The 7,298-nt window shown below is 74.7% G+C and carries 9 protein-coding genes; 6 read left to right on the top strand and 3 right to left on the bottom strand.

Translation table 11 applies throughout. From position 1 onward, the window contains the following. Together AB0N07_RS49005 and AB0N07_RS49010 are read right to left on the bottom strand one after the other, a co-directional pair. Nucleotides 1–704: M56 family metallopeptidase (locus AB0N07_RS49005; RefSeq protein WP_365847199.1), on the bottom strand; the 704-nt coding region annotated here is incomplete at its 3' end. Between the two features lie 79 nt (nucleotides 705–783). Further along, complete coding sequence (locus AB0N07_RS49010; RefSeq protein WP_365847201.1) at nucleotides 784–1,209, bottom strand: BlaI/MecI/CopY family transcriptional regulator; 426 nt, start codon at nucleotides 1,207–1,209, stop codon at nucleotides 784–786. 101 nt (nucleotides 1,210–1,310) lie between these two features. Here AB0N07_RS49010 and AB0N07_RS49015 point away from each other — a divergent pair, with 101 nt between their 5' ends. The 6 genes from AB0N07_RS49015 to AB0N07_RS49040 all read left to right on the top strand — a co-directional run bounded on the left by AB0N07_RS49015 (nucleotide 1,311) and on the right by AB0N07_RS49040 (nucleotide 6,219). Further along, nucleotides 1,311–1,994: a DedA family protein gene (locus AB0N07_RS49015; protein ID WP_365847203.1), complete on the top strand. Its 684-nt coding sequence runs from the start codon at nucleotides 1,311–1,313 to the stop codon at nucleotides 1,992–1,994. Then, a complete protein-coding gene (locus tag AB0N07_RS49020) occupies nucleotides 1,991–2,596 on the top strand; it encodes a phosphatase PAP2 family protein (protein ID WP_365847205.1) in 606 nt (201 codons plus the stop codon). Before AB0N07_RS49015 ends, AB0N07_RS49020 begins: the two co-directional genes overlap by 4 nt. Before the next feature lie 69 nt (nucleotides 2,597–2,665). Next, on the top strand, nucleotides 2,666–3,013 hold the full coding sequence (locus tag AB0N07_RS49025) for a hypothetical protein (RefSeq protein WP_365847207.1): 348 nt from the start codon (nucleotides 2,666–2,668) through the stop codon (nucleotides 3,011–3,013). 20 nt (nucleotides 3,014–3,033) lie between these two features. Next, nucleotides 3,034–4,185, top strand: a complete 1,152-nt coding sequence (locus AB0N07_RS49030) for a phosphatase PAP2 family protein (RefSeq protein WP_365847209.1) — start codon at nucleotides 3,034–3,036, stop codon at nucleotides 4,183–4,185. After that, entirely contained in the window at nucleotides 4,139–4,801 is a 663-nt protein-coding gene (locus tag AB0N07_RS49035) for a response regulator transcription factor (protein ID WP_365847211.1), read from the top strand. The genes AB0N07_RS49030 and AB0N07_RS49035 overlap by 47 nt, the downstream gene beginning before the upstream one ends. Continuing rightward, a complete protein-coding gene (locus tag AB0N07_RS49040) occupies nucleotides 4,798–6,219 on the top strand; it encodes a HAMP domain-containing sensor histidine kinase (protein WP_365847213.1) in 1,422 nt (473 codons plus the stop codon). The genes AB0N07_RS49035 and AB0N07_RS49040 overlap by 4 nt, the downstream gene beginning before the upstream one ends. A 58-nt stretch (nucleotides 6,220–6,277) precedes the next feature. Here AB0N07_RS49040 and AB0N07_RS49045 read toward each other — a convergent pair whose 3' ends face one another. Then, nucleotides 6,278–7,252 carry a lysylphosphatidylglycerol synthase domain-containing protein gene (locus AB0N07_RS49045; RefSeq protein ID WP_365847215.1) on the bottom strand — a complete coding sequence of 325 codons (975 nt, stop codon included), beginning with the start codon at nucleotides 7,250–7,252 and terminating at the stop codon, nucleotides 6,278–6,280. Nucleotides 7,253–7,298: the final 46 nt, after the last annotated feature.

A 7,298-nucleotide genomic window follows, 5' to 3' on the forward strand; every position in this document is an offset into this window, starting at 1 on the left:
CCGGCCGCGAGGGCGGCGCGGCCGACGGCTCGGGCGGTGAGCGCACGGTCGCCCGTCGCCTGCGCCGCGGACTCGTCGGCCCAGCGCTCCAGGGCGTACGAGAGCGGCGCGCGCAGGCCGCGCAGGGCGGGGTGCAACGCGACGGCGAACTCCGCGGCCGCGAGGAAGAGGTGGTGGCGGCCGGTGAGGTGGGCGCGCTCATGGGCGAACAGCACCTCGCGCTCGCCGGCGCTCAGGGCGCGCAGCATTCCCGTCGTCACCACGATGCGGCCGGGCCGCCCGGGCAGGGCGTAGGCCTCGGGCCGGTCGTCGTGCCGCACACAGAGATCGCCGGCGCTCGCCCCGCTGCGGAACTGCCGGTGCGCGGCGCGCAGTTCGCGCAGGTGGCGGCGGGCCCGGTCGAGGACCAGGACGCCGAGACCCGTCAGCGCGAGGGTGGCCGGCACCGCCGCCGGCACGGTGGCGGGCGAGCCGGCGCCCGGCAGATGCGGGGAGAGGTGTGCCGCCTCGGCGACGAAGGACAGGCGCAGGGCGCCGGCCAGGGCGAGCATGCCGAGCGCCGCCGTACTGGAGAGGGCGAGGACCAGTGCGAGAGTCGTCAGCGCCCAGGCGGCCGTCCGTGGGCGCAGCTGCTCGGCGCCACGCCGCGCCACGGGCACGGCGAGGAACGGCATGAGCAGCGGAAGCCACACGGCGTAGATCACGGGATTCCTCCAGGGGCCGCCGGACCGTAGTCGACCAGCCTACGCGCCGCAGCCGACAACAAGATCCCTAAGGCGCTGTTCACACGCCGTCCTCACCGTCCTGCGGGCCGCCTTCCAGGAGTGTCCGCAGGAGATGTTCGTCCTCCGGGCTCAGATCGGAGACGAAGCGGGCGAGGACGGTGCCGCGGTCCTCGTCCTTGTCGAGTTCGGCGTGCATACGGCGGGCCGTGAGGCCGGGGGAGTCCTGGGCCGGGGCGTAGGCGTAGCCACGGCCGGAGCGCGCGCGGGTGACCGCGCCCTTGGCGTGCAGTCGTGTGAGGATCGTCGTCACCGTGGTGCGGGCGAGGCCGCCGCCGAGCTCCAGCTGGACGGCACCGGGCGTGAGCGGCGCGTCGGCGGCCCACAGTGCGGCCAGTACGCTCGCCTCGAGCTCGCCGGCCGGCCGCCGGTCCGTGCGCCCGTCGACCGGGCCGTCGACCGGCTCGTCAATCTGCCCCTCGGGCATGGGAACACTCCTCGGCTCTGATTCGTCTACAGTTCAGTAGACGGTCTACATGACTGTAGTCGCTAGGTGCGGGTACGTACCCGTTCCGTCCACATCCCAGTATGAGAGGGGTCGCCTCCGTGGCAGTTGCCCAGTTCGCCGTCGCCCAAGCGGTGAACGTCCTGGATGCCGGATCCCTGTTGTCGGCCTTCGGCGCGTTCGGCATCGCGGTCGTCATGTTCGCCGAGACCGGCCTGCTGGTCGGTTTCTTCCTGCCCGGCGACTCGCTGCTGTTCACGGCCGGGCTGCTGTGCGTCCCCGGCGTCCATGGATCCGTGCACCTGTCACTTCCACAGGTGCTGGCCGCCGCCGTGGTCGGTGCACTGCTCGGTGCCCAGACGGGGTACTGGCTCGGGCGGCGCGGCGGCCGCGCGCTGCTGGCCCGTAGCCGTGCGAAGAAGCTGCACGAGGGCGCGGAGCGGGCCGAGGAGCTGCTCGCACGCTACGGACATGCCAAGGCGGTGGTCCTGGCCCGCTTCGTGCCGGTCGTGCGCACCGTGCTGAACCCGCTGGCCGGGGCGCTCGACGTGCCGGTGCGGGTCTTCACCCTGTGGCAGGTGATCGGCGGTCTGGCCTGGACGATCGGTCTGGTGCTGGGCGGTTACGCGCTGGGTTCCTCGGTGCCGAACGTCGACCGCTACCTGCTGCCGCTGGTCGCGCTCGTGGTCGTCCTCTCCCTGACCCCGATCGCTCTCGAGGCCCGGCGCGCCCGTGCCCGCCGCGCCTCGGAAGGGACCTCCTCGTGACCGCCCTGGCCTTCGGCGGCGCCTCGGTGGACGGCGGCGCATACACCTGGATCACCCGCCTCGCCCGCCACACCCCGCACGCCCTGAACACCGTGATCGCCGTGTGGTCCGACTACGGCCTCGCGCTGTTCGGCGTACTGATGCTCGCCGCGTGGTGGCGGGCCCGCAGTGCGGGGGAGGCGCGGATGGTCCGGGCGCTGGCGGCACCTGTGGTCGTGGTGGTCTGTTACGTGGTGGACGTCCTGGTCAAGTCGACCGTCGCCGAGCGCAGACCGTGCCGGACGCTGCACACCGTGACGGTCGAGGGGTGCCCGGCCGCGCGCGACTGGTCGTTCCCCAGCAACCATGCGGTGATCGCCGGGGCCGCCGCGGTGGCGCTGTGGCTCGCAGACCGGCGTCTCGGCCGGATCGCGGCCCTGGCCGCCGTCCTGATGGCCGCCTCCCGGGTCTGGATCGGTGTGCACTATCCACACGACGTGATCGTGGGCCTGGCCTTCGGCGCGGCCCTCGCCTGGCCCCTCACTCTCCTGGCGGATCGCGCCGCGCCTCTTGTCACCCGTGCGGCCGCCACTCGGCTCAGGCCGATGGTGACGGCTTCATGACCGGGCGCGAGGGGGAGGGGGACGAGCGGGGTGGGGGCGCGGTTGAGGGGGGCGCCGGTGCTGGGCGCGGTGGGAGAGCCAGCGGGTCCGGTGGTGGTGCCGGGGGCGGTGGAGAGGCTGCTGGGCCTGGTGGAGGCGCTGGGAACGGCGGAGAGGAAGCCGGGTCTGGCGGGGCTGGGCGTGGTGGGGGTGCCGCTGGACCGGGCGGTGGTGGGGAGCGCGGCGGGCGTGATGCCGGATCCGGTGGCGGCGGATGGACTGGGCGGGTGGCCCGGCGTTCAGCACGGGGTCCGTCCGAGGGAGGGCGGCGGTCGGCGGTGCGGGGTGCGCAGGCGCGCGACCCTGCCGGACGGCCGCGCAGGGACCCGAGCGGACGAGGGCCGAGCGTGGGCCGGATCGGGCCAGGGCCGGGTGTGAACCCGGCCGGACGAGTGCCGGTGCTGCTTGCCGTCGTCTGCGCGCTGCTGTTCGCCGGCCTCGCGACCGCGGTGGGACTGCGCCACGGCGTGCCCCTGCCGGGGGACACGGCGGCCCACGCGTGGGGGCTTGCGCACCGGCCCCCGGAAGCGGTGGCGCTCGCCCGCGGGATCACGGCGACGGGGACGGGGCCCTGGCCCTACGTACTCGTCGTGGTCGCCGGGCTCCTGGCGGGGCGCACCGCGCGCGAGCGGCTCCGGACCGCCGTCGTCCTCCTGATCGTGCTCGTCGCGGGGCAACTGGTCCGCACCGGAGTGATGGAACTCCTCGCGCGGGACCGTCCGGCCCCTGCCGACTGGGCGACGCATGCGTCCGGCTTCGCGTTCCCCTCCGGCCACGCCACCACCTCGGCCCTCACCGCAGGTCTCCTGTGCTGGGCGGTGACTCGTCGCGCCCGCGTGGATCTCGCCCGCACGACCTGCACGCTCGCGGTCTGCTGGGCGGTGACCGTCGGCTTGACCCGCGTGTACCTCGGGGTGCACTGGGCGAGCGACGTCATTGGCGGCTGGCTGCTCGCCGTCGTATGGCTGAGCCTGTGGTGGTGGGGCTGGGCCCGGTGGCTGCCCGTGGAGTCGACGGGGCGCGGTGGGCCAGGGGCTCCCGACACGGGCACGGCGCCGGACGCACCCGCCGCACCTCTGTCCCCGGAGGCTTCCGGCCCGCGTCTGCCCACGGACGTTGGTGGCTTGCCCCCGTCTTCGGGCTCTCCCGGGGAGCCTCCGTCTTCCCGCGCTCTCGGGGCGCCTCCGTCTCCGGAGGCTTCCGGCCGTCGCCTGTCCACGGAGCCTCCCGGCCGACCTCCGTCTTCCGGCAAGCCCCGGCGTTCGCAACCCTCCGGTCTGCGTTCGTCGTCGTCAGCTCCAGGCCTGTCGACCTCTTCGGACGGTCCCGGCGCACTCCCGACTGCGCACGCCCCCCGCCCGCCCGAGGACACTCCGGAGCCGAACCCACCCCCGGACACCCCGATCCGCCCCCGTCCCAGGAAACCCCCACCCACCGCCCCGCGTCCCACCCACAACACCCGCGCCACACCGATCACCGACGCACAACCGCCGACGGAGGACCATGCCCCCCAAGATCCTGGTCGTCGAGGACGATCACGCTCTGCGTGATGTGTTGTTGCGGGGGTTGCGGGACGAGGGCTTTGACACTGTGCCGGCTGCCGACGGTGCGACCGCGCTGCGGCTGGCCGGGGGCGAGGTGGCCGCGGCCGTGCTGGACGTCGGGCTGCCGGATGCGGACGGGCGGGACGTGTGTCAGGCGTTGCGGGCGAACGGGTTCGTGGCCCCCGTCATCTTTCTCACCGCACGGCAGAGCCTGACCGACAGGCTGTCCGGGTTCTCGGCGGGCGGCGACGACTACCTGCCCAAGCCCTTCCACCTGGTGGAACTCGCCGCCCGGCTGCGCGCGGCACTCAAACGCGCCGCACCCCCACCCCGCCCCGCGGCCGGCGATCTCGCACTGGACGCACTGCGGCACTCCCTGACCGTGCGCGGAACCGAGGTCGACCTCTCACCGACGGAGTTCCGGCTCCTCGCCCCTCTCATGGCCACCCCCGGCGAGATCGTGAGCCGTCGCGAACTCGTCCGGGCGGGCTGGCCGGAGGGCGCCCAGGTCAGCGACAACACCCTCGACCAGTATCTGACCCGGCTGCGCCGCAAGCTGCGCGAGGCGGGCAGCGACGTCACGATCGGCACCGCGCGCGGCATCGGACACCGGCTGACGTGACCGCACCCCCTACCCGGCCGGCGGCCCCCCGCACCCCGGGCGCCGGGCTCCGTTCCCGTCTCGTCCCCCGCACCCTGCGCGGCAGGCTCTCCCTGGTCGCGCTCACCACCGCCGCCCTCCTGATGGTGATCCTCACCGTCGTCTTCAACACCGTGGTCCGCCACCACCTGCGGCGCCAGGCGGACGACGAACTGCGCACCCGAGCGGCCGCCGTCGCCACCACCGTCGACACCGGCGGCCCGCGGGTGCGGGTCCTGGAGACCGTCAACGACCATCTCCTCGACGCGAAGGTGTGGGTCTACGCCGATCGGCGGCTGCTGGAGCAACCGCCCTCCGCCGGCGCGCTCACCCAGGTCGCCGAAGGCCTGGCCCGCCAGGGCGGACGGCACTGCGTCACCGCCTCCGGTCACGGATCGAGCCCCGTCCGCCTGTGTGCCGAGCCCGTCCCCGGTGCACAGCAGCCGGCCAGCATCGTCACGGCCCTGGACCTGTCCCCGTACCAGAGTTCGGCCGACACCCTGCTGCTGGGCTCGCTCGCCCTGGACGCCGTGATGCTGGCCTGCACCTACGCGCTGACGCGGCTGGCGGTGGGACGCGCGCTGCGTCCCGTCGGGATGATGACCGACCAGGCCACCCAGTGGAGCGCGGTGGCCTCCGAGGAACGGTTCGGCAGCGCGGACCGACCGGCCGAACTCGCCCGGCTGGGCGCGTCGTTGGACGCCCTCCTGGACCGTATCCGCGCCGTGCTGCGGCACGAGCGGCAGCTGACCGGCGAGCTCTCGCACGAGCTGCGCACCCCGCTCAGCAGGATCGTCGCCGAGCTGGACTGGTACCGCTCCCGCCCGCGCACGGCGGCCGAGACCAGGGCCGTGCACGAGACGATCGCCGAGGCCGCCGAGTCGATGCGCACCATCTGCGACACCCTCCTGAACAGCGCCCGAGAAGACGCGACCACCGCCGCCCCCGGTACCTCCCCGGTCCTGCCCACGCTGCGCCGCCTCGCCGCACAGGCGGATCCGCCCGACCATGTGACGGTCACGGTCGACGCGTCCGGTGTCAGGGAGGGCACGGACGGACGGCTGGAGGCCGGCGTACAGGACGCCCTCCTCGAACGGATCGTCAGCCCGCTGCTGGCCAACGCCCTGCGGTACGCCGAGTCGAGCGTCACCCTGCGCGCGGACCGCGACGGCGGCGGCGTACGGATCTCTGTCACGGACGACGGACCGGGCGTGCCGCCCGCCTTCGCCGGACAGCTCTTCCAGCCCGGCCGCCGCGCCGACCCGGACGACGGCCACGGCGGAGCGGGCCTCGGGCTGCCGCTGGCACGGCGCCTGGCCCGCTCCGCGGGGGGCGAGGTCTCCCACGACCCCGAACTCACCCCAGGTGCGTGCTTCGTGGTCAGACTGCCGTCCGGCTGACGAAGTCCGCAGCCCGTCGCTCGCGACGGCTCACGCCGGCGGTGCGCCTGCGGTGCCGTCACAGGGCTCTCGAACGCACCAGCCCGGCCAGCACCAGCAGCCCCGGCACCAGTGGCAGCCAGACGGTCAGCAACCGGTAGCCGAGCACGGCCGACACGCTCACCGAGGCCGGGGCACCGGCCGTGGTCAGTGCCCAGGCGAGCGCGGCGTCCAGGGAGCCGAGGCCGCCGGGGGTCGGCAGCAGTACGGCGGCGCTGCTCGCGGCGAGATAGGCGAGCGCGATGCGCCCCGCGGGCAGCGGTACGTCCAGGGCGTGGACGACGGCGATCACCACCGCCGTGTGCAGGGCCGCGAAAGCCAGGGAGCCGCCCCACAGGGTCGCCGCGCGCCGAGGATTCTCGTGCACGGCGCGTACGTCGGCCGCCGCGCAGGCCAGCGCCCGCCGCAGCCGCGTCCGCCGCACCAGCACGACGGTCACGGGCACCGCCGCGGCTGCCGCCAGCGCGCCGACCAGCAACTTCGATCCGCCCACCGACGGCAGCCGCAGCACGCCGGGACAAGCGAGGGCGAGCACCGCCATCAGGGCGATCCGGACGGCGCCTCCGGCGGTGGACTTGACCGCGAGCGCCGTGGCCGCCCGGCCGGGTGTCAGTCCGCTGCGCATCAGGAACCGCAGATTGACCGCGCCCGCGCCGAGCCCGGCAGGCAGCAGATGGTTGGCCGCGGAGGCCGCGAACTGCACCGTCAGCAGCCGGCCTGCGGGCAGTGCCTCGCGCACCGCGCCCTGTTGCGCGAGGGCCGCGCAGGCCCAGGTCAGCAGGGTGAGCAGGGCTGCAAGCAGCAGCCAGCCGGGGTCGGCGGCGGCCAGGCGGTCGATGCCGGCGTGGAGGACGGGCCAGTGCAGGGCGGCGAGGCCGATGGCGGCGGTGGTGAGGACGAGTGCGGCCGCGGTCTGCCATGGCGCGAAGCGATCCGCGGGCTGTGCAGACGTGCGGCTCCGCCGCGGGGTCGGGACGGGTCGTCTTTCGTCCACGGCTTCGCCGTGGCTGGTCGCGCTCCGCGGCTCCGCCGCGGGGCGC

The sequence above is a fragment of the Streptomyces sp. NPDC051172 genome, from assembly GCF_040682555.1.
Classification (GTDB): Bacteria; Actinomycetota; Actinomycetes; order Streptomycetales; family Streptomycetaceae; genus Streptomyces.

Bases quoted from the DNA above. Each gene is read 5' to 3' on its own strand.
- AB0N07_RS49010 (WP_365847201.1), bottom strand. From the start codon at position 1,209: ATGCCCGAGGGGCAGATTGACGAGCCGGTCGACGGCCCGGTCGACGGG.
- AB0N07_RS49015 (WP_365847203.1), top strand. From the start codon at position 1,311: ATGAGAGGGGTCGCCTCCGTGGCAGTTGCCCAGTTCGCCGTCGCCCAA.
- AB0N07_RS49035 (WP_365847211.1), top strand. From the start codon at position 4,139: ATGCCCCCCAAGATCCTGGTCGTCGAGGACGATCACGCTCTGCGTGAT.